21 protein-coding genes are annotated in these 19,521 nt (G+C 45.2%); 6 read left to right on the forward strand and 15 right to left on the reverse strand.

The features are described 5' to 3' along the window. Positions 1–26: 26 nt before the first annotated feature. From nirB to ACFSVM_RS12230, 3 genes are read left to right on the forward strand one after another with little or no spacing between them, the layout of a single operon-like run. Complete coding sequence (gene nirB, locus ACFSVM_RS12220) at positions 27–2,444, forward strand: nitrite reductase large subunit NirB (protein ID WP_379262993.1); 2,418 nt, start codon at positions 27–29, stop codon at positions 2,442–2,444. A 22-nt stretch (positions 2,445–2,466) separates the two neighbouring features. Beyond that, on the forward strand, positions 2,467–2,790 hold the full coding sequence (gene nirD / locus ACFSVM_RS12225) for a nitrite reductase small subunit NirD (protein ID WP_090724239.1): 324 nt from the start codon (positions 2,467–2,469) through the stop codon (positions 2,788–2,790). Between the two features lie 32 nt (positions 2,791–2,822). Next, positions 2,823–3,656 carry a formate/nitrite transporter family protein gene (locus tag ACFSVM_RS12230; RefSeq protein ID WP_090724238.1) on the forward strand — a complete coding sequence of 278 codons (834 nt, stop codon included), beginning with the start codon at positions 2,823–2,825 and terminating at the stop codon, positions 3,654–3,656. A 78-nt stretch (positions 3,657–3,734) separates the two neighbouring features. Here ACFSVM_RS12230 and ACFSVM_RS12235 read toward each other — a convergent pair whose 3' ends face one another. From ACFSVM_RS12235 to ACFSVM_RS12245, 3 genes are all read right to left on the reverse strand, one after another. Further along, positions 3,735–6,509, reverse strand: a complete 2,775-nt coding sequence (locus ACFSVM_RS12235; RefSeq protein ID WP_379262376.1) for a family 10 glycosylhydrolase — start codon at positions 6,507–6,509, stop codon at positions 3,735–3,737. 298 nt (positions 6,510–6,807) lie between these two features. After that, complete coding sequence (locus tag ACFSVM_RS12240) at positions 6,808–7,128, reverse strand: hypothetical protein (protein WP_379262378.1); 321 nt, start codon at positions 7,126–7,128, stop codon at positions 6,808–6,810. A gap of 64 nt (positions 7,129–7,192) precedes the next feature. After that, positions 7,193–7,882, reverse strand: a complete 690-nt coding sequence (locus ACFSVM_RS12245) for an N-acetylmuramoyl-L-alanine amidase (protein ID WP_090724236.1) — start codon at positions 7,880–7,882, stop codon at positions 7,193–7,195. 174 nt (positions 7,883–8,056) lie between these two features. Here ACFSVM_RS12245 and psiE point away from each other — a divergent pair, with 174 nt between their 5' ends. Continuing rightward, the gene (gene psiE / locus ACFSVM_RS12250) at positions 8,057–8,464 is read left to right on the forward strand and encodes a phosphate-starvation-inducible protein PsiE (protein ID WP_256209682.1); all 408 of its coding nucleotides are present in this window, start codon (positions 8,057–8,059) and stop codon (positions 8,462–8,464) included. Between the two features lie 123 nt (positions 8,465–8,587). Here the strand turns inward: psiE and ACFSVM_RS12255 are convergent, their stop codons facing one another. The 5 genes from ACFSVM_RS12255 to ACFSVM_RS12275 all read right to left on the reverse strand — a co-directional run bounded on the left by ACFSVM_RS12255 (position 8,588) and on the right by ACFSVM_RS12275 (position 11,752). Further along, positions 8,588–9,043: a GNAT family N-acetyltransferase gene (locus ACFSVM_RS12255; RefSeq protein WP_076313668.1), complete on the reverse strand. Its 456-nt coding sequence runs from the start codon at positions 9,041–9,043 to the stop codon at positions 8,588–8,590. 110 nt (positions 9,044–9,153) lie between these two features. Further along, positions 9,154–10,170, reverse strand: coding sequence for a pectinesterase family protein (locus ACFSVM_RS12260; RefSeq protein ID WP_379262381.1), 1,017 nt, complete (start codon positions 10,168–10,170; stop codon positions 9,154–9,156). A gap of 132 nt (positions 10,171–10,302) precedes the next feature. Further along, a complete protein-coding gene (locus ACFSVM_RS12265) occupies positions 10,303–10,629 on the reverse strand; it encodes an antibiotic biosynthesis monooxygenase family protein (protein WP_076313667.1) in 327 nt (108 codons plus the stop codon). A 100-nt stretch (positions 10,630–10,729) separates the two neighbouring features. Further along, positions 10,730–11,320 carry a DUF1273 domain-containing protein gene (locus tag ACFSVM_RS12270; RefSeq protein ID WP_379262384.1) on the reverse strand — a complete coding sequence of 197 codons (591 nt, stop codon included), beginning with the start codon at positions 11,318–11,320 and terminating at the stop codon, positions 10,730–10,732. Positions 11,321–11,404: 84 nt separating this feature from the next. Continuing rightward, positions 11,405–11,752 (reverse strand): hypothetical protein, encoded by a 348-nt coding sequence (locus tag ACFSVM_RS12275; RefSeq protein ID WP_379262386.1) that lies wholly within the window; start codon positions 11,750–11,752, stop codon positions 11,405–11,407. Positions 11,753–12,349: 597 nt separating this feature from the next. On the opposite strand from ACFSVM_RS12275, the gene hflX reads away from it, so the two are divergent. Continuing rightward, positions 12,350–13,621 carry a GTPase HflX gene (hflX, locus tag ACFSVM_RS12280; protein ID WP_379262388.1) on the forward strand — a complete coding sequence of 424 codons (1,272 nt, stop codon included), beginning with the start codon at positions 12,350–12,352 and terminating at the stop codon, positions 13,619–13,621. A 72-nt stretch (positions 13,622–13,693) separates the two neighbouring features. Here the strand turns inward: hflX and bshB2 are convergent, their stop codons facing one another. Together bshB2 and ACFSVM_RS12290 are read right to left on the reverse strand one after the other, a co-directional pair. Next, positions 13,694–14,344 (reverse strand): bacillithiol biosynthesis deacetylase BshB2, encoded by a 651-nt coding sequence (gene bshB2 / locus ACFSVM_RS12285; RefSeq protein WP_076313663.1) that lies wholly within the window; start codon positions 14,342–14,344, stop codon positions 13,694–13,696. Between the two features lie 15 nt (positions 14,345–14,359). After that, the gene (locus ACFSVM_RS12290; RefSeq protein ID WP_076314085.1) at positions 14,360–14,704 is read right to left on the reverse strand and encodes a YojF family protein; all 345 of its coding nucleotides are present in this window, start codon (positions 14,702–14,704) and stop codon (positions 14,360–14,362) included. Between the two features lie 235 nt (positions 14,705–14,939). On the opposite strand from ACFSVM_RS12290, the gene ACFSVM_RS12295 reads away from it, so the two are divergent. Beyond that, a complete protein-coding gene (locus tag ACFSVM_RS12295; protein ID WP_076313662.1) occupies positions 14,940–15,716 on the forward strand; it encodes a sporulation protein in 777 nt (258 codons plus the stop codon). Between the two features lie 93 nt (positions 15,717–15,809). Here ACFSVM_RS12295 and ACFSVM_RS12300 read toward each other — a convergent pair whose 3' ends face one another. From ACFSVM_RS12300 to ACFSVM_RS12320, 5 genes are all read right to left on the reverse strand, one after another. Further along, positions 15,810–16,562, reverse strand: a complete 753-nt coding sequence (locus ACFSVM_RS12300) for a hypothetical protein (protein WP_379262391.1) — start codon at positions 16,560–16,562, stop codon at positions 15,810–15,812. Then, positions 16,559–17,428, reverse strand: coding sequence for an ATP-binding cassette domain-containing protein (locus ACFSVM_RS12305; protein ID WP_379262393.1), 870 nt, complete (start codon positions 17,426–17,428; stop codon positions 16,559–16,561). The genes ACFSVM_RS12300 and ACFSVM_RS12305 overlap by 4 nt, the downstream gene beginning before the upstream one ends. Then, on the reverse strand, positions 17,425–17,805 hold the full coding sequence (locus ACFSVM_RS12310; protein ID WP_076313659.1) for a GntR family transcriptional regulator: 381 nt from the start codon (positions 17,803–17,805) through the stop codon (positions 17,425–17,427). Before ACFSVM_RS12310 ends, ACFSVM_RS12305 begins: the two co-directional genes overlap by 4 nt. Before the next feature lie 435 nt (positions 17,806–18,240). Next, positions 18,241–18,519: a YkgJ family cysteine cluster protein gene (locus tag ACFSVM_RS12315; protein ID WP_379262396.1), complete on the reverse strand. Its 279-nt coding sequence runs from the start codon at positions 18,517–18,519 to the stop codon at positions 18,241–18,243. 114 nt (positions 18,520–18,633) lie between these two features. Beyond that, positions 18,634–19,506 (reverse strand): DUF1835 domain-containing protein, encoded by an 873-nt coding sequence (locus ACFSVM_RS12320; RefSeq protein WP_090724226.1) that lies wholly within the window; start codon positions 19,504–19,506, stop codon positions 18,634–18,636. Positions 19,507–19,521 lie beyond the last annotated feature (15 nt).

The raw sequence follows: 19,521 nt of genomic DNA on the forward strand, positions 1-19,521 counted from the left end.
AACGGATTACCTGGGGGGCAAGCATGATGAATACAACGAAGGAAAAATTGGTCATCATCGGCAATGGTATGGCAGGGATCAGCACGGTAGAACAGATCCTTAAGCTGACAACAAGATTTGATATTACGGTCTTTGGCAGCGAGCCTTATCCGAACTATAATCGGATTATGTTATCTTATGTTCTGGAAGGCAGCAAGACGGTAGAGGATATTATTCTGAACGATTTGGAATGGTACGACAATCAAGGTATTCGTCTTTATACAGGAACCAAAGTGGAACGCATCGACGCAAATACGCGTGAAGTGATTACAGAGAATGGACTCAAGGTACCCTATGACAAGGTTATCATTGCTACAGGCTCAAACTCCTTTATCCTTCCTGTACCAGGCAGTGATAAACAAGGTGTGGTTGGTTTCCGGGACATTGCTGACTGTAATGAAATGCTTGAAGCGTCTAAACAATATAGCAAAGCGGCCGTAATCGGCGGCGGACTGCTCGGTCTTGAAGCTGCGAAAGGACTAGTCCAGCTCGGAATGGACGTTACTGTAGTTCACTTGATGGACACCCTCATGGAGCGTCAACTGGATCGAGATGCTTCACAGATGCTCTTAGCAGAGCTTGAGCGGCAAGGAATTAAGTTCAAGATGGGAGCACAAACGAAAGAGCTGTACGGTGACAACAGGGTTCAAGGATTGCGATTTGCTGACGATACGGAGCTGGAAGCCGATTTTGTCGTTATGGCAGTTGGCATCAAGCCAAATATCGGTGTTGCACGGGATAGCGGAATTGATGTAAATCGTGGTATCGTGGTCGATGATTATATGCGCACTTCTATGGAAGATGTCTATGCGGTCGGAGAATGTGCAGAGCATCGCGGCACTTGTTATGGCCTTGTCGCTCCTCTGTTTGAGCAAGGTATGGTGCTTGCCAAGCACATCAGCGGAGCAGATACAGCTCCTTATGAAGGCTCTGTGGTATCCACGAAGCTCAAAATATCGGGTGTGGATGTGTTCTCGACCGGTGAATTTATCGAAGGACAAGAGCACACGGTTATCTCCCAGAAGGACGATTGGAAACGTACGTATAAGAAAATATTGCTTAAAGACAATGTAATGGTCGGAGCCGTCTTGTTCGGAAATATTGACAGCTCTGCCGAGCTTCAGAAGCTGATCAAGCAGCACGCTGTTATGACAGATGAACTGTACAGCTCCCTGATGGGAACCGGCTGCGGCGGTCATAAGAAAGCAAGCGCAGTGGATACCATGTCTGATGATGAAATTGTGTGCGGATGTAATGGCGTTACCAAAGGTACAATTGTCAATGCCATTACCGTTGAAGGCAAGACCACTCTCGATGAAATTAAGGCATGCACTGGTGCTACACGCTCCTGCGGAGGATGTAAGCCTGTCGTAGAACAGATTCTGCAATATGTGCTTGGAGACGGATTTGCAGCTAATGCCAAACAAGGAATTTGTGGCTGCACCGATCTCAGCCGAGATGAGATTGTCGCGGAAATACGTGAAAAAGGGCTCAGCACCACCAAAGAAGTAATGAATGTGCTTGGCTGGAAGCAGCCAGAAGGCTGCTCCAAATGCCGCCCTGCCATTAACTATTATCTAGGCATGGTTCATCCGGGAACGCACAAGGATGAGAAAGAATCGCGTTTTGTTAACGAGCGCTTGAACGCCAACATTCAAAAAGACGGCACATACACGGTTGTACCTCGGATGTATGGCGGTATGACGACTCCTGAGGATCTCAAGAAGATCGCCGATGTTTCTGTGAAATACAATGTGAAGCTTGTCAAAGTAACGGGTGGCCAGCGCCTGGATTTGGTCGGTGTCAAGAAGGAAGACCTTCCTAAAGTATGGGAAGAGCTTGATATGCCATCAGGTTATGCATATGCCAAATCATTAAGAACCGTCAAGACCTGTGTTGGCTCCCAGTTCTGCCGATTCGGAACGCAGGATTCCATGAGTATGGGCTCTCTTCTGGAGCACAAATTTGAACGGCTCGATTTTCCAGCCAAATTCAAAATGGCCGTTAACGGATGTCCACGGAACTGCGCAGAAGCGTGCACGAAGGATATCGGGATTGTCGGCAATGACGGCGGCTGGGAGATCTTTATCGGCGGCAACGGCGGAATCAAGGCTCGTCTTGCAGATTCCATCGGTAAAGTGAAGACAGATGAAGAGCTTATTGAAGTGTGCAGTGCTGTAATACAGTATTACCGTGAAACCGGCAAGTACCTCGAAAGAACGTCTGAGTGGGTTGAACGAATGGGACTTGAACAGATCAAAGCCGTTGTCATGGATAATGAAGAAGAGCGCAAGGCACTTCAAGACAGAGTCGAGCTGGCCCTTCGTTATGTAGAGGATCCATGGAAGAAGGTTCTTGGAGACACAGAAGTACAGCAGCAATTGTATGGCGTGAAAGTGAATTGATCTCGAAAGGAGAATGCTCCGCATGAACACTGAGGCTAAAACATTCCACACCGCAGGACAAATCTCTGATTTCCCTGCACAATTAGGCCGGGTTGTTACTATTGAGGGTATAGAGATTGCCGTCTTCCATCTGTCGAACGGGGATATCTGTGCTGTAGAGAATCATAATCCTCATCCCAAAGGCGGTCCTCTTGCAGAAGGCATCGTATCAGGTCATTATGTGTACGATCCGCTGTATGATTGGAAAATTGACCTGTACACTGGTCAAGTACAGGAACCCGATACCGGTGAGGTTCAGGTCTTCCCTGTAAAAATCGAGAATAATACCGTCTGGATTGCAGTCTAGCACACCCTATAGGAGCGGGAGGAATCGAATCCATGTTTAAACCTACTGTAGAAGCCATCATCGAGGCAGCGGTAAACAAGAGAGATTATATGAATGAACAGCTGCCCCGATATTTTATATCCACCCTGCTTGCAGGAGCCTATGTTGGTCTAGCCATTATCTTAATATTTACCCTGGGAGGCCCACTAGCGGCAGCCGGATCTCCCTTCCAGGGCTTGGTCATGGGTGCATCCTTCGGACTCGCCCTCACCCTGGTCATATTCGCAGGATCAGAACTATTTACAGGTAACCATATGTTTTTTACCATGAGCACATTGGCTGGAAGAACGACGTATAAGGATACGTTCAAGAATTGGGGAATCGTATTTGTCGGCAATTTAATCGGCGCATTGCTGCTATGTCTTCTGATTCTCGGTACCGGATTATTCAAGGCAGCTCCTGCCGAGCACCTTATATTTACAGCTGCAGCGAATAAAATGACCGCTCCTTTAACCGAGCTGTTCTTTCGAGGAATATTATGTAACTGGCTCGTCTGCCTTGCCATCTGGATGAGCTTCCGGGCCAAGGACGATATCTCAAAGCTCGTCCTCATATGGTGGTGCCTGTTCGCATTCATCGCCAGCGGCTATGAGCACAGTGTCGCTAATATGACCTTACTGTCACTCGCCTCCCTGCTTCCAAATGCACCCGAAGTGATCACACTTGGAGGCTGGCTCCACAATATGATCCCGGTTACCCTTGGTAACATGGTTGGGGGGATCTTGTTTATGGGCATGGCTTACTGGTTTATCTCGCCGGTAAAATCCAAGAAAGTATCCAATGCTCCTACGGAACATGCAGACGCCGTTCATAAGCATGTATCATAGATTCACCCTGTAATGATGGATTAACACAAACTAATAAATATGGCTCTGTGGATGATCCACAGAGCCATTCCTATTGTTTTATTTTTTGGGTGTAATCGTAACTGCCCTGCTCCCTAGACTCTCATTATGAAGCCGATCTGCAGCCGTAATGACATAGGTGTAAGTTCCTGGCGAAATCCCCGCATCCTCAAAGCTCTGCTTTTTCTGATCCGATCGCTGTACGATCTTTCTTATATTTTCCGCATGATCCAAGTTACCTGCACTATCTCCATTGAAGCGATAGATGACATAATAGCCCTCATCACCGCCTCCTGAATTCCACTCCAGCCTTACTGCTTTTTTGGTGGAGTTGGCTTTCACTTTAACTGGAGCGTTTGGTGCCTGATTATCAAGCCATGGCATCTCCGGAACAAGTGCCGGTGCACTAAAGAGGTCATTACTAAGTCGATCCGTGATTCCAAGCACATTATCTGTAAACCATTTTGCACTGAAAAAGGCCCCACCCTTGACCTCCTCATAATTCCGGTTATAAGCAATCTGATTCGGAATTTCCTCGGGGTTCAGCCAGCCATCTACTGTGCCATTACGGTATAGTGCCTGCCCTATATACAAATGAACATCCTTATTCGTGACAATGCCTTTCCACCAATCTGTCAGCTTGTCGTATGCGGCCGGTCCATAACCCATGTACCAATATATTTGAGGCATAATGTAGTCGATCCACTCTTCATCGACCCATTTCTTAGAGTCGGCATAAATCGCATCATAGCTGCTAAGACCATTCGTATCTGAACCAGATGGATCTGTCGTTTTGTTTTTCCATATTCCAAAAGGGCTGATACCATATTTTACATTACTCTTCTCTTGCTTGATCGCTTCTCCGACTTCCTGAACAAAGCGGTTCACATTATCCCTGCGCCAATCTGCAATGCTTGCGAACTCGTTACCGTATTCCATATACGTATCACGATCTGGGAATTCTCCGCTTGCAGCGGGATATGGATAAAAATAATCATCAAAATGAACACCATCAATATCGTAATTTCTTACAACCTCTATAATGCTGTCGATGATATATTCCTTCGCCTCAGGGACACCCGGATTAAAATACAGCTTGCCTCCGTAAGATTCTACCCATTCTGGATGCAATCTTGCCGGATGATCCTCTGTCAGCTTGGTGATATCGTTGTGCATGCTGACTCGATAAGGATTAAACCAGGCGTGAAATTCCATTCCACGCTGATGCGCTTCCTCCAGCATAAACGCTAACGGATCATATCCTGGATCCACACCCTGCACTCCCGTAAGCCATTCAGACCATGGCGCATATTCGGACGGATAGAAAGCGTCTGCTGTCGGCTTCACTTGTACGATCAATGTATTAATGCCGGTGTTTTCAAGCCGGTCGAGCAGATCACGGAACTGCTTCTGCTGCTCTATCGGTTGAGTTGTTCCTTTGATCGGCCAATCTATATTCTCTACGGTTGCAATCCACGCTGCGCGTACTTCACGCTTCGGTGCCTCCTGTGGAAGGTTTACTACGATATAAGCTGAGGCACTGATCCCGTTGTAAGTTATCGTGATTCGAGAACCACCCACAGCATGTCCTGTCAATACACCATCCTCGGACACCGAGACAATCTCCGGCCGGCTGCTGGTATAGCGAAGTCCTTCTGTAATTGGCACCGGCTCTGGAAGCAAAGAATAGATCCCATTCACTTGGAATTCATCTGTATTTCCGATGATAAGAGCCGAGGGTCCAATAAGCTCCAAGCTTTGCAGCACAGGTACAGGTTCAGTTACCCTAACCGTAAGCTCAGCTCTGTGACCGCCATATTCAGCAATAAGCTTCGCCGTACCGGCTGTATGAGCTTGAATCATGCCGTATTCGTCTACCGTCAGCACTTCCGGATGGAGGCTAATGAGCTCAGCTTCATTCGTTATTAGAAAAGGTGAAGCATAATCCGCATATTCGGCATACAACCGAAGGGTATCAGAATCGCCTATTTCCAGCTGAGAGGGTCCGGACATATGAATAGATATAGGAAGAACCTCACCTTCCGTCACTTCTATTTCAATCTCTTCGGATACGCCGTTATGGACAGCCGTAATGAGTGCTCGGCCTGGTGATATAGCGTGAATTGTTCCATAGGTACCACTAGAAACTGTAGCGATCGATTGGTTACTGCTAGTGAAAGTGACCCCTTCTTCGAGCAGAACCGGGTGAGTTCCTCCTTCGTAGGTAGCATAGGTCGTTAGTTCAGCGGAGTTTCCCGCTTGAATAGGCTGTCCTCCGATAATATCAAGCCCATAGATATCCTGATCCGTATAAAAAGCGCTCAGTTGATCGAAATAGAGAGCACCACTATTTTTGTTGGTATCTTTTGTTTCTGCCACATAAATGTGGTTGAGTTTGAGCGGGGGAGTAAGCGCAGCCGGGATTTGCAGGGTAATGTACTTCCAGCCGGTCCAGCTTAATCCTGAAGCTGAGGTGAAATCTGCTGCGGTTTTGGTTCCGAGGGAGTCCTCTATTTGTGCTCTGAGCCAGTGATTACCACCATCACCATACACCCATATACCGAGTTTGGACGGCATTCCGGGCAGAGGTTTTCCGATTCCTCCCTGATCATTCTTAAACTGCATATATGCAGCAGAGGTTCCAGATTTTCCAGTGAAATCATAGGTAAGATTAACGGCATGATGACCATAATATATCGTTTGGGGTCTGTCTACGAGGGACAAAGACGCCGAATTGGCTCCCACATAGAAGCTGGATAGCAGGCGGAGTGACTCAAATTCTTCAATCGTTTGCTTATATCGCTCTGTATGATTATCCTCAGCGTAAGCTGTCAACGTTGTTAATCTTAGACTGGAGCTTCCCAACATTAGAAATAAAGAGATTATGAGTATGCATGACAGTAGCTGCTTCAATGAAAACTTGTTGTGCATTGACACGATTACTGATCACTCCTTCGTAAAGGCGGATTGTTGTAACTTGCGTCATGACCGCAGCTCCTGTTAAGGCTGCATCTTGTACGCTAAAGCTCTCTTCCAATCTATTCATATGTTCTAAGTCTATGAATTATTATGCAAAACTCCCAGCACAAAAAAATCAGCCTAAATAAAGGCCGACTCATCAAAAAAAGGAGTATTAGTCTAAATGCCGCTCGTACATAAACCACGAACAGAATCGAACTAGGGGAACAAGCAGAAAGATAGCACCCACATATCCATTAATAAAAATAAATGAAATGATGGAGAGCAGAATTGATACAGCAGTCATCCAATTGGATGCGGTCCCGTTGATCGGCTCATCACTGATAACGAAGGATTGACATCCCTTGAGAGCGCTGGCATAACAAGCATTATGGTAAGCCAATAATGACATGAATGATAAGCTGACGACCAAATCGTGTCTGGATTCAATCTCTGCATGACATTGTACACAGAATATAGTTCTAGTATGTCCCACAGCGGTGCCTCCCTATCTGCTACAATTCCAGCTATTATACCACAATATGGTAATTACATCATCTCTACTTCACTCGCAGTACTTGCCCTACATAAATGGTATAGTTCGCATCGAGATCATTCCACGCCTTAATATCCGCAAGGGTACTGCCATACCTCCGGCTCAGCGCATACACCGTATCTCCGCTTACGACCGTATGATAAATAACATTTGTTTTCTTGACCAGGTTAAAATTTTTTACGAGTCCATTCACATGTCCACGAGCTACAGCATCGAGATGTGCATTAGACGCGAGCAAAGCAGCATCCGCTGCGGAATCTATGAATCCATTCTCAGTTAGAATTGCTGGCATATTGGATTCTCTTAATACGTGAAAATTAGCCGATTTACGTCCCCGATCTGTCATTGCGATCATCTTCATGATTTCTGTATGAATGTTCGTCTGATAGGTTGTGGTGGGAGCTGTCGAACCTGGATAAATAAAGTCCTCATAGCCTGTACCCCCGCCGGCATTAATGTGAATAGACAAGAAGTAATCTGCTCCCCAAACGTTAGCAGCATCGGTTCTTTGCGTCAGTGTGACGGTCTCATCGCCTGTACGGCTCATCAGTACAGATACATTCTGATACTCAGCCAGCAGGATCGAGCGGATCTTGGATGCAATGGTAAGTGTCAGCGCTTTTTCTTGAAGTCCATTCCCTACTGCTCCGCTGTCTGTTCCTCCATGGCCCGGATCAATAAATATTTTGACCATATTGATCACCTCCACTCCCATTCTATGATTTTGTACTGACTTATGCTTGGACACTTCCAGTCGATTCGTAGAGAGAAGTTACTTCTGTAATTGGACTGATATGCATAAACTAGTTATTGATTCATATGAAGCTATACAAGCTATATGCCTTGTTTGAGGTTAGGAGTGATTGAAGTGAAAGAAGCCAAAAGGGAATCCTTCATCGCCAAGTATTTACAACAGCTGTTAAATGTCATGCTCTTACTGCTTGCAATTATCCTGTCTATGTTTCTTGTCCGTAAAACGATGGTCATTCTTGACAGCTTATTGATTCAAAGCGAGCCAACCTCCTACTACTATCTTACCGAAGGAATATTGGTTTATTTTCTATATTTTGAGTTTCTATCTCTTATTGTGAAATACTTTACGCATAATTACCACTTCCCTCTGAGGTACTTCATCTATATCGGTATCACTGCCATTATTCGGCTTATCATTATTAACCATGAAGATCCAATCGATACCTTTACGTATTGTCTCTCTATTCTTGTTCTTGTGATTACCCTCTTTATAGCAAATACGAGGAATTTAGATGCGAATTAATATCAGTAAGCTGCACATTTATCAAAAAAATAAAAAAGCAAGGGAGCATTATCCTTGCTTTTTGGAAGTTTACATATTCAAGAAAGTCCAATCAAGCTATTGAAAATTCCGCACAGCTGTACGTTATAACACTTTTGTCATGAAGACACTATATGGATCTTCTATGTAATCCGCAAACGGAGGGCAGTACTCAAAGCCGCATTGTTCATACATGATCCTTGCGGGGATAAAATCATCCGTCGATCCTGTTTCCAGTGAAAGTCTTCCGTATCCACGATTCTTCGCCTCGGTTATAATGTGATTCAGCATCAGCCTGGCGACACCCTTTCGCAGATGCCCATCAGCGGTTCGCATGGACTTTACTTCACCATGTTCAGAATCGAGTTCCTTAAGAGCTCCGCACCCCAGCAGTTCACCGTCTTCCCATACACTCCAGAACGTGACCTCAGGCTGCTTCAAGCCGTTCAGATCCAGCGCATGTACGCTTTCAGGAGGAGAATGATCGAGCATGCTTGCTATATGATGTCTTATCAAATGTTGAATCTCCACACCGCTTAAATCGTCAATTCTAATCTCCATCCGTATCTGTCACACTCCTGTTTTTATTAGCAATCATCTCGTGATCTGAATTCATCTTAACAGGATATGGGGATGTACAAAAGTAGAATTTTCTGCTGCCGCTAGGTGGTTCAACTCTTCTTCAGAGCCGGATTCCAACCGTCATTCCCCTGTAGAACCTCAGCTGGTGAATAGGTATGAAGCTGCTCTGGTTTAAGTTCCTTAGCCCACTCGACTCTCTCACCTTCAGCGCCAGGACCATGACTGTCATACTCCACATAGCCTACCGTCTGCTCTCGCTCCCGCTTCCCCCAATTGTGCCAGCCTGCGGTGTGAATATGCTGCCCAAGTTCACAGTTTATAAATGCGGTTTTGGCATATTCACGCCATGGTCTGCCTAAATACACTGACTTCGGCTCTGCATTACCCGTTAAGGTGCAGTTCCAGAACACATACCCAAAATTCACATCTCTCGCCGTCGATGCAGCGGTTATATATCCTGGGGCTGTACTGTCTATAATTCCGTCTCCATTTACATTTCTGCGCTTGGAGAACACCTCGCATTCTACAAATACCGCCGTCGCCGAACCAAAAATAAAATCAACATCTCCTTCGATATAACAGGACTCATAATATTGGCGCACAGGGCGTCTAGGGAAAATGTCACGCGGACCTCCAAAGCTGCCTCGATCGATGGGCTGTTCCGGAAGCGGCCCCGTAAATAGAGTGTCCTGATGTCCAAGCAATCGACAATGGTAAAAAGATACCCGATCACCATCTACATAGGCCGCGATGGCTTGACCAATCGACTCCCCATTTCCTGCACTGTTTTCTATGGTCAGATGACTGACCGTTACATCATCACTGGAAATTAAGAGGGTATATGTATTAAACGTGTGATATGGACTGCCGTCCGAAAATAACTTGCGTGCATAATCTCCGTATGTAATGATGGTCTCTTCCGCATCCTCGCCTACAAGATGAATCCCTGGATGGCTTAGATGAATCTTCTCTTGATATGTACCTGCTCTTATATATATGGTACAGCGCTCAGTGCTCCCGGCTCTAAGATTGGGGATTTGATCCATCGCTTCCTGAATTGAAGTAAAGTCAGCCGTGCCATCTTGTGATACCGTTATTTCAATCACTTGATTAGCCCTCCTTTAGCAAAAAGAACCCGATCAATCCTTAGACTGAATGAGTTCTCCTATGGCTTATTATTCATTATTCATCGTCATTCAACGACAGTGGTTGATATTAACATATTAATAGAGAGGTAGTTATTCAGCAACCGTCGCCTTCACCTCGTACATGGATACTTTCGTCTCCAGCAGATAATCCGGTTTCTCTTGATTCCGGCTGTTCCGATGTCCTGCAATATGAGCGGGGCTCTTCTCCCAAGCCTTCCAGGCATCTTCAGATTCCCAGCGGATCATCACGACAACCTCTTCTACTTCTTCGTCCTTCTTGCGATTTTTCTTCACCATCACAGTACGGTCAATAAATCCAGGAATTTCAGTCATCGGACCGCCAGGCTGGCCGAAACGCTCAACGACAGCATCGCTGTAGCCTTCTTTAACGGTAATTGCTCTTATTTGAATCAGCATGTGAACATCCTCCATATCATAGACAAGTATAAAAATATAGTAAACGATAATGATTATCAGTGTCAATGAAGGAGTGTTCTTTGATTGCAAAATTGTAAATTCACATCCACTCGTCATCCTCGCCCTGTCTATCCTCGAGCATTATAGAAGCACTCATTTCGTCTGCCATATTCTGAATATCCTCCGAGTAGATCAGAGTCATTCCGTAGCCGTCCTCTTGATGCTTCTTAAGCGCTTTTTCTTTTATATACCGTGGACTCCCGGGACCGTTCTCTTCATCATAAACCAGTAGAATATGATCTGTCTTCCGAAAGAGAAGCTCGTCTCTCGCCGCAAACTGCCAAGGACCCGCATAGGGCTGCTTGCTGACAATACCATAATAATCAACATTTCTTAATATATCTTCGTAATACTCCTTCTTGTCATCAGACCATTTCTCTTCCGGATTCATAAATGCAGATATAATGGACAGCTTCAGCTGCGGATATTCTTTCTTAAGTTCAATGACAACCTCGCATGCCCACAAATCTACACCATACTGACCCGGGGTGATAATCCACTCGGCGCCTTCCTCAATAAGCGTAATCAGCTTGGATCGGATTGCTTGCTTAATATAAGGAATACCCGGGTGCTTCTGATTGAAGATGCCGAGCTCATTAGCCCGGTATCCAGTAACTAACACGTTTTTCATAGCCTGTCTTTGTCATACCGCCCTTCAATGTCATGTGCTTCTATATATCCTAACATACATGAATCCATTTCATAATAACTCCCGCTATTTTCTGTTCACAATAAGCAGCTCTGTTCTTCGTGTCTCATACGTATGCGAGATCCCTTTCTCGGAGAGGACTCCCAGTTTAATCAGGCTTGCTATTTTTCCACTATCCGCCTTCGACAGGAGCTTCCACACCTCTGGATCCGGCAATGCTTTATACAGCAGCTCGTCATCATATTCCTTCCTGTTCTGGACAACGATTCTGGCTTCATATTCTCCATGCTCCATACGGACCGCATTCTCTGCTGTAAGATGATCAATCATCTCCAGGCGCAGGCTCGACAGCTCATCATCTATATCTTTCTTTAGCTTCTTCAGCTCAAAATAACGCTCCATTTGATCTATCATCTCATCATCACGCTCCTCTTTATAGATGTGTATGCAATAAGCCCAGGTTCAACGACAGATCCACCGCTTAACGGGTAGAAAACAGTTATAGTCAATGCATGCCCATTGAATTATGTATAGAGCTATGCTAAGATAGCGTTAACTTTAGGAACGGAGGGATACCGCTATGATTAATTGGATTCGAGTTAGATTTTCTTTTGCCCTTAACTAAATAGGCAAAGACTCTGCTCTTATGTGTAAGGCAGAGAACTCGGATTCGATCTATCCATATGCTGGTATTTCACAGAAGATAGACGAAGAGGACAGGAGTGAGATCCCTGGCCTCTTTTGTTATACAAATAAACGGGTGTGTCCTTAACCATGTAACCATGCCTATTGTGCGTGCGGTGTGATTTTAGGACCCATGCGGTATAGGATGCTGTGGAAATCGCAGTTAAGCACTGGCTATTTCAGATGTTTAATGCTTGTTCACAGATCTAGTCCCTTACCGGGCTGTACTCCCGTAGTAACTCCGAGTTCTCTTGAACCTGTACACAGGCAGAAGGTTTAGCCTGTGTTTTTTTATATTTCAGGTGTAATCATAAGGAGGACGATGGTATGACACAACCATTTAAAGATAAAGCAGTAATTGTAGGACTACAAATGAACAGCCAAGAGGATTTTGAACACTCCATGGAGGAGCTTGGCAATCTCGCCAACGCCTGCGACATTGAGGTCGCAGCCGTGCTCACACAAAAGGCAGAGCGTATTCACCCAGCACACTATATAGGCAGCGGGAAGATTGAGGAGCTTTCTAATCTGCTGAAGATGCTGGAGACTACCATTGTGATCTTTAATGATGAGCTCTCTCCTTCTCAGGTTCGTAACCTCGAGAAGAAACTGGATGCCGCTGTCCTGGACCGGACAACACTGATCCTGAATATTTTTGCGGAGCGTGCAAGATCAAGAGAATCCCAGCTTCAAGTAGAGCTGGCAAGACTTCAATACGTACTACCTAGATTGTCTGGAATCAGTTCTTCCTCAGGCAGACAACGCGGCGGGGTCGGCACGAAGAACAGAGGTTCAGGAGAAACCAAGCTGGAGCTAAGCCAAAGACGGATTGAAGAGAAGATTACAGAGCTGAACCGTGAACTGGAGCTGCTCGTATCCCAGCGTCAAACACAGCGCCGACGTCGCCAAAAGACCGAAATGCCGGTAGTTAGTCTGGTCGGCTATACGAATACAGGCAAATCCAGTCTCATGAATGCCTTGCTTGATAAATACGATGCGGCGAGTGAGAAGGCTGTACTGGCCAAGGATATGCTCTTTGCCACCTTGCAGACCTCGGTCAGACAAATCTCGCTCCCGGATCGAAAGAGATTTCTGCTGACCGATACGGTTGGATTTGTAAGCAAGCTTCCGCATCATCTCGTCAAAGCCTTTCGTTCAACACTGGAAGAGGTGCTTGAATCCGATCTGCTTCTGCACGTTGTAGATGCGAGCAATCCCGATGCCGAGCAGCTGATTGAAGTGACCAATCAAACGTTGAAGGAGCTGGGTGCCGATAAAATTCCGGTTGTCTATGTTTATAACAAAATCGATCTCAGCAGCGAATTAATGAACGAGATCCAGGTTCGTAAGCCAGCTGTCTTTGTATCGGCCAAAACAGGTCAAGGACTGGATCAGCTGGAAGCTGCTATCAAGCAGCAGCTGTTTGGGCATTATGAGCGAGTGGCGCTAAACATTCCATATGACCAAGGACATCTTCTCTCCTATTTCCATGAGCATGCGAATGTCGAGACGATTCATTTTGAAGAGGATGGCACGAAGCTGACCATAGAGGCTTCGCCTGTTGAAGTGAAGAAATGGAGCCATCTGCAAGCAGAATAAGAAGATAAAAAAATAGCCAACCCTTGTAACGAAGGGATTGGCTATTATCTTTATTATCCGTATAAGCATCTGTTATTTTAGAGGGTAAGTCCAGAAGTATTCCGTCATCAGCCGCTCTGCAAATTGCTTGTCCTTGAGAAGCGACTCACCTGATAAGATACGGAACTGTGAGCTGTGTGCTGCGATGGACTGTACCTTATTGAGCTTAAATTTCTGAATGTCATAGAATACATCCGGTTCACCGATAGCTTCCTTGTGACCGTTGGAGAAAGCCAGGCATTGCACAACTGGTCTTCGCTCCCGATCCATTGCTTCAACCACTCTGACAACCGCTGCACCCGTTGCATCATGATCTGGATGTACACTGTAGCCTGGATAAAATGTAAATACAATCGAAGGATTCAATTCTTCAATCAGTGCAGAAATCGCTCCATCCAGCAGATCACGGTCTTCGAACTCGATCGTTTTGTCATGGAAGCCAAGCATCCGTAAATCTTGAATTCCGATCGCTCTACAGGATTGCTTCAGCTCTTCTTTGCGAATTTCGGGCAGCGTGACACGGTTCGCTATTGGAGGATTCCCCATATTCCTCGCCATTTCGCCCAGAGTAAGACAGGCATATGTAACCTGTGCTCCTTCGCTTGCAAATTTGGCCAGTGTTCCTGACATTCCGAAAGATTCGTCATCCGGATGCGGAAGTACTACTAATATATTTTGCGTCATAAGAACCCCACTTCCTTAAAACAACGTTCTACTGAGCAGCAAAGATACGATCAATCGACCTTCTTTGTCATGGCCTGCCAGCAGAATGCGTCCTTCTTCATTTTCTTCCCAATGCGTCAAACCTTCTGTATAAACCCAGCCTTCTTGTGTCTTCAAGCCAACTCTATAGTAGGTATCACCAACAATGGTTCCTTTGCTGTATCTCACCGGCACGTTCTTGATGAAATTTGCGGCTGGATGCTTCGAGCTATCATTATGGGCTGCATAGGCACCCATCGTCATTTCCATATGAAGATACAAATCTTCGTTCGCGTACCGGTCAAGCTGCTCCTGCACCATGGCTATATTTATTAGCTGCATAACAATTCCTCCGTTACTCCTGCCATCCGTGAGCATTTGCAGATCACAGGTATGACTTCTCCTAGCCTTCACGATACTCCTTATTCGTTAACAGGCTCTTATAGCAGTATAGCTTAAAAAAAAGCGAAAATAAAATGATTCATTATAAATTTATTCCATCTCAACGAAACTAGTCTGACTTATACTGCGTATATGGAAGAGTAATGTATGAATTTATAAGGAGGCTGCTTATTCTATGTCGTTCTTTAATAAAATGCTGGCCAAAGTCGGAATTGGGGCTGCAGAAATTGACACGCTATTAGAAAAAACATCTTATGTACCCGGTGAAACGGTGAAAGGTGTGGTTCGCATAAAAGGTGGCAGTGTTGAACAAGAAATCGAGAAAATATATATTCAGCTGATGACACGCTACATTCGTGAACAGGATGATCGTAAAGTAGAATATAACTATACACTTGCCAAATTCAACGTATCGAAGAACCTTCGGATTGAGAGTAACGAGCAGCTGGAGATTCCATTCTCCTTCCCACTGCCGCTTGAAACACCGGTAACATATAATCGTCAGCCGGTTTGGCTGAGTACAGGTCTTGATATTGAGATGGCTATTGATCCCAAAGACCATGATTCAATTCAAGTCGAGCCACATCATTATATGTCTGCTATTTTTGAAGCCGTAGAATATCTCGGATTCCGATACAAAACTTCATCCTGTGAGCATGCGTCTAAACTAGGCCGCGGTGTTCCTTTTGTACAAGAGTTTGAATATTACCCGAGCAGTTCCTTCTCTGGACGCGTTAAAGAGCTTGAGCTCATGATGAATCTGGATCATGACGGCGTACATGTGCTAGTAGAGGTTGACCGCAGAGCACGCGGACTTGGAGGATTTTTCGAACAGGCTTTCGATTTGGATGAGCGTCATGTCAGACTATACTTCGACCGGTCGGACATTGCCCAAGGCACAGAGCATATTGCTCGTCAGATTGAGCGTGTTATTCATGATCAATCCAGATAACTTATACAAAGAACGCTGGTTTATTCTCACTTCGAGTGAGAGAACCAGCGTTCTTTTCGTCGTATGATGGTAAAAGCATTCTTGTTACACGCGCTACTTTATTTTGATAACGATGTTTCGGGATATCAATCGGTGGAGGAGGATAAACACAGCAGCAAGGACCAATGAAGTAAGCATCGCCGTTGTCGTCGTGAGATCTATAGGATAGATTGGAAGCCAGTCAGACAGCAGCTCCACTGCATCACCACCGCCCCACACCATATCAAGCAGTATGAGACCAGCGAGTCCTACGGGAATCGATAGCATCCCCCCGTAGAAGCCAAAGCGATAAAAGCTCATAGAAACCATCCATCCTGCTAAATAATAAACTAGAAACTGCAATGTAAATATTATAAACGGCATCAAGCTAAACATCTCATATCCAATAACAACGGATTCTTGACGGGGTATTCCAGCCCATCCCAATATCAAGTACTGAACACCTGAAAGAATCCACATGAGGATCGGGAGAAGGATGGATAGAAGAATGACAGCTATTGTAGAACCTACAAAATAATCCTTCCTGGTTACCCCTTGATGAATATAGTGCTTCAGGAAAGCATAAGAGGATATAATCCCGATTACGAGCATGTAGGTCTTAGATGCAGTAAGTCCAAAATTCATAAAATACATGGAGGCTGGTGATTCCATTTCAGAAACGTTCAGCTTGATGAAATCGGGAAGGAGAAGCATCATAAACTGAACCACAAATAAGAATGAGACATACCACAGAGTCCAAACCATCTGGACATAAAACAGATCGAATGCGATCTTCTTGCTGTTCTCAAAAGGTTTCATTTCCATCATGATTCTTCCTCCTCCGTTAATTGAATGAATAGATCCTGCAGCGGGACATTCCCTAATTCCAGCCCCAATTGCTGAGTGGCCAGGCGCTGCTCCTGTGATAACTCCCCATAGATGACTGCTGATTTCGTACCGCCTAACTGCTGTACATTCAGCACTTTCATCCCCTTCGTAAATGCATCGACGGTGGAAGCTGCTCCTGTGACAGTAGCTCCTCGAGACAAGATCTCATCTGAAGTCTCTTTGAGTACAAGCTGTCCTTTGTTGATGATTATGACTTCTTCGAACAAATAGTCCATTTCAGATACCAGATGTGTAGACATGATAATCGTCCGAGGATGTTTCGCATGATCCTCCAACAGCTCTTTATAGAACAGCTCTCTAGTCGGTGCGTCCATTCCTAGATAAGCTTCATCAAATAAAGTAACTGGAGCTCGAGCCGCAAGTCCAATCGTTACGTTAACGGCAGACTGCATACCCTTGGACAGACTGCTCATCCCCTTATCGAGTGGAAGCTTGAAGCGTTTCGCTAAATACAAGGCATAATCCATATCGAAGTATGGCCTGTAGCGTTCAGCCGATTCCAGCATCACTTTTACTTTTTCCGTCTCAGCGGAGTAATCCATCTCGTACACAAAAGCCACATGACGCATAATTTTGGCATTCTCATACGGGTTCTCTCCATGAATACGAAGAGTACCTTGTGTCTGGCGTCTAAACGATGCGAGTATCGTTAATAAGGTGGTCTTACCCGCACCGTTTCTCCCCAGCAGCCCATATATTTTGCCGCTGTCCAAACTTAGGGATAAATTATCGAGCGCTACATGCTTCCCATATTTCAGACCGAGCTGATTCATTTCAATGATCATGAGTTCGTCCCCCTTGCTCTTCGTTGTTCAATTAACTTAATGAGCTCCTGATCTGTCATTCCGAGCTTCTCCGCTTCCTGCAGCATCGGCAGGATGTATTGATCTGCAAAGGCTCCCTTACGCCCTTCAAGCAGCTTCTCCCTTGCCCCTTCCGCAACAAACATGCCTACACCTCTCTTTTTATAAATAATCTCTTCATCCACCATAAGATTGATCCCTTTCGAAACGGTAAGATGGTTAATCTTATAGAACTGCACAAGTTGATTGGTTGATGGGATTTGTTCGTGTTCTTTAATCTCGCCGTTCACGATCTGATCCTCGATCTTTTCCTTGATTTGCTGAAAAATAGGTTTGTTATCCGTTAATCCTCTACTCAATTTACGCTCACCACCTGTTCACCATCTGTCGTTCGATATATGGTTATATAGTCATGTATATAACCATATCACATATTTATGACAAGTCAAGTTGAATTGACACCTGATTTGCCTAAATACAAAAAAGACTGAAAAAGAGTCCCGTCCTCTTTATCCAGCCTTTTTCTCATGTCATATTCGTTGAGAGATCGATTCAATTATCAGCTAATCAGAAATGAGGCAGGAAGCTGCTCAGCCTTACCAGGCTCTTTCCATTTTTGGCTGTCTCTCTCCGGTCGCTCCGCGAAAGTCGTTCGTCATCCAAAAATTCCACTCGGGTGGTGTTAGCGTCCAGTGTTCCCCTCTGGACGTACAAAAAAGCAACCGTCCTCGGTAATAACCAAGGACGGTTGCAACGTAATCACGTGTGTTATGGATCGTTCTCCGCCTCTTATATCAGCTTGTTCTTGTCATTTTGGGAGCTGGTGCAGTCCATCTCTCCCATTCCGTCATCGTGCTGAAGGCCTCATCATTCGTATCACCGCACATCGTCGGTTCAGCCTTTAGTCTGCTGCATACTTTGGGTCTTTCGGGAAGGCCAAACAGCCTGCATTTGTTGTCCTCCGTCAGCTGAACGCATCTTACGCCGGCGGGTTTACCTTCAGGCATCCCTGGAATCGGAGATGATATGGACACCACGATACAGCATGCCCCACAACCGGTTCTACATTCCATCTTCTACACCTCTCATTATAGCCAGTTCGCAAGCCAAGGCTTATTTGTACTAGCTTATGCGAAAGACATAGCGCATTATAACTGCTTGTTTTATAGAACTTGAAGAACCTGAATCTAGCCTGTCTTTACACTATAACGATGCAGCTGTCCGGGTGCTCCCTTGAACTGCAGCTTCTTGGTTTCAATCAGTGATCGCAGTCTAAATTCCAAGAAGTCTTTGCGCAAATAATAGCGATGAAGCTTAACAAGCACCTCAGCCACAACCTTGGAAGCAGGAACGTAGTGATCATCAAATTGTAAACCCAGCTCTGTCACAACCTCATCAATGATATCATCCAGTGCGTTCTCATCGCTGCATTTAAACTGATTGTTCTCCCATAGTCGGAGCGGTAGATCCTTTAGAGAGAGATCTTGCCATTCGTTGGTAAGCTGGATTCTTTGTTCATCACTTAGTGAAGCCTTCTGTTCCAACCGACCCAGCATTGGAATAAAATGTTCCTTTTTAAGCTGGGCTAGATTGACGGGTAATAGAACAGGCATCTTATTCTGAGCCTCTTTGTCACTAACTTCACTTAAAAATAGCGTTTGGTATTCCTCAGCAGCATTGTTTAATACGATCTGTACTTCCCGATCTTGTAGCAAATAAACCGCAAACCGCAAACCGATCTGATCATGTGCATGATCTCCATGCCAGATCGTAATTCTGCTGCCTTCCGGAATCGCCTTGATTGCTCTGATGACCGTTCCTATCTGATGCTCGGGATTGTACGTATACAGTTTGTCATAATTGGACAATCGCTGGGACATCCACGATATACGACTGCTCTCTCCATCCGTAAGATCGATGCCAGACAGTGGTCCATATGCAAACCAGTCATTAAACGAGAGTAATTTGTGTGAATGACGAATTTCCGCTTTATGTAATGCAGCTTTCATGACTCCCTGCTCTGACATCCCAAACATTAAATGAACATGCTGCTCCGTCATGTATGCCACCTCTTT

This window comes from Paenibacillus shunpengii (assembly GCF_042684905.1).
GTDB classification, from domain to species: Bacteria; Bacillota; Bacilli; order Paenibacillales; family Paenibacillaceae; genus Paenibacillus; species Paenibacillus shunpengii.

Coding starts and splice junctions, on each gene's coding strand:
- nirB (WP_379262993.1), top strand. CDS start 27: ATGAATACAACGAAGGAAAAATTGGTCATCATCGGCAATGGTATGGCA.
- nirD (WP_090724239.1), top strand. CDS start 2,467: ATGAACACTGAGGCTAAAACATTCCACACCGCAGGACAAATCTCTGAT.
- ACFSVM_RS12230 (WP_090724238.1), top strand. CDS start 2,823: ATGTTTAAACCTACTGTAGAAGCCATCATCGAGGCAGCGGTAAACAAG.
- ACFSVM_RS12245 (WP_090724236.1), bottom strand. CDS start 7,882: ATGGTCAAAATATTTATTGATCCGGGCCATGGAGGAACAGACAGCGGA.
- ACFSVM_RS12255 (WP_076313668.1), bottom strand. CDS start 9,043: ATGGAGATTAGAATTGACGATTTAAGCGGTGTGGAGATTCAACATTTG.
- ACFSVM_RS12265 (WP_076313667.1), bottom strand. CDS start 10,629: ATGCTGATTCAAATAAGAGCAATTACCGTTAAAGAAGGCTACAGCGAT.
- ACFSVM_RS12270 (WP_379262384.1), bottom strand. CDS start 11,320: ATGAAAAACGTGTTAGTTACTGGATACCGGGCTAATGAGCTCGGCATC.
- ACFSVM_RS12275 (WP_379262386.1), bottom strand. CDS start 11,752: ATGATAGATCAAATGGAGCGTTATTTTGAGCTGAAGAAGCTAAAGAAA.
- hflX (WP_379262388.1), top strand. CDS start 12,350: ATGACACAACCATTTAAAGATAAAGCAGTAATTGTAGGACTACAAATG.
- bshB2 (WP_076313663.1), bottom strand. CDS start 14,344: ATGACGCAAAATATATTAGTAGTACTTCCGCATCCGGATGACGAATCT.
- ACFSVM_RS12290 (WP_076314085.1), bottom strand. CDS start 14,704: ATGCAGCTAATAAATATAGCCATGGTGCAGGAGCAGCTTGACCGGTAC.
- ACFSVM_RS12295 (WP_076313662.1), top strand. CDS start 14,940: ATGTCGTTCTTTAATAAAATGCTGGCCAAAGTCGGAATTGGGGCTGCA.
- ACFSVM_RS12300 (WP_379262391.1), bottom strand. CDS start 16,562: ATGATGGAAATGAAACCTTTTGAGAACAGCAAGAAGATCGCATTCGAT.
- ACFSVM_RS12305 (WP_379262393.1), bottom strand. CDS start 17,428: ATGATCATTGAAATGAATCAGCTCGGTCTGAAATATGGGAAGCATGTA.
- ACFSVM_RS12315 (WP_379262396.1), bottom strand. CDS start 18,519: ATGGAATGTAGAACCGGTTGTGGGGCATGCTGTATCGTGGTGTCCATA.
- ACFSVM_RS12320 (WP_090724226.1), bottom strand. CDS start 19,506: ATGACGGAGCAGCATGTTCATTTAATGTTTGGGATGTCAGAGCAGGGA.